Source organism: Microbulbifer mangrovi, assembly GCF_002009015.1.
Classification (GTDB): Bacteria; Pseudomonadota; Gammaproteobacteria; order Pseudomonadales; family Cellvibrionaceae; genus Microbulbifer; species Microbulbifer mangrovi.
On the sequence record NZ_LZDE01000101.1, the window covers coordinates 1 to 1,129 of the forward strand.

Annotated in this window: 1 protein-coding gene; it reads right to left on the reverse strand. The window is 44.8% G+C overall.

Annotated features, from left to right (window positions below; all coding sequences use genetic code 11):
- Window positions 1–269: 269 nt before the first annotated feature.
- Window positions 270–869 carry a hypothetical protein gene (locus B4U49_RS00480; RefSeq protein WP_078082651.1) on the reverse strand — a complete coding sequence of 200 codons (600 nt, stop codon included), beginning with the start codon at window positions 867–869 and terminating at the stop codon, window positions 270–272.
- Window positions 870–1,129 lie beyond the last annotated feature (260 nt).

Sequence of the window (1,129 nt, forward strand, 5' to 3'; positions counted from 1 at the left end):
TGAGTTTTCCATCCATTAGTCTACGGCCATAGTAATAGGAAGGGGGAAGTTCGATGGCCAGATTGGCGCGCCTCAGTCCTGCAGGGATTCCGCAGCATGTTATACAGCGGGGTAATAACCGGCAGTTTTACTTCTGTTCAGAATAGGACATGATCGCCTACACCGGTTGGCTAAAACAGTATGCAAGGAAATTCGATATTTCCGACAGACATTTAGTCTGTCGGAAAAAACGTACAGCGCCTAACTAACCACCAAATAGGAAATCGCGACTATTTATTGCTGTTCACGTTTTTAGCACCAACGAACATCGCAAATAACCGGATGCCAATAGAAATAAGAATAAGCATACTTGGTGCCGTTAGAGCAGGCATTGCTTTTAGTTGGGTGATTTCTCTTTGAATAATCATCGTTTGATGTGGGTTGGACTGGTGCTTTGAAACTTGGCTGACGTTTTGTTTAAGCAATTTATCGAATGACTCAATTTCTCCCGCAAGCATGTCCAGGAGTTCCATTTCGTTCTTGCCGTCCGTTGGTAGCTTTTTTATATCCGCGTTAATCGCATCACCAATTTTTTTCCATTCTTTAGCGAGGAAGGCTTCAAGCGATGAGAGCGTCCCTAGCTTAGAGTTCACGGATTGATTGGCTCGGTAGGCATTGTGTCCATGAGCGTCGGTCGCCATCACTCTGCCAAAGTGCTGTACGCCATGTTTGGCGGTATTCAGGTTCCGGCTGATCAAGTTGAGTTGATCCAAGGCCTGAGCCAGAGTCTGATTCCAGGTCGGATTTTTATCTTTATTCTTAATCGCTGCCAGAGCGGTGTTAACCAGTCGATTCACCTGTTCCTTGGTGGCGTGCTCGTTAATAGACATATCCTTTTATCCTCGTAAAGTCGTTGAAGAACCTATGCTACCGCTCTGATTTGAGACTGATGTGCCAGGTTTAATTTTTTCTTCGATGAAAACGCGAATTCTAAACCAAATTAGCCACAGAGTGCTTGTCAATAAGGCTCAGATTACCGCGGGTAATTGTCATTCTGGCTTCGATCCCACGGCGTTAATGTCTTGAAACAAATAAAAAGTGTCAGATGAACATTATGACACCCATCGGCACCCACTGAGTTTTCCATCCA

Bases quoted from the DNA above. Each gene is read 5' to 3' on its own strand.
- B4U49_RS00480 (WP_078082651.1), bottom strand. From the start codon at position 869: ATGTCTATTAACGAGCACGCCACCAAGGAACAGGTGAATCGACTGGTT.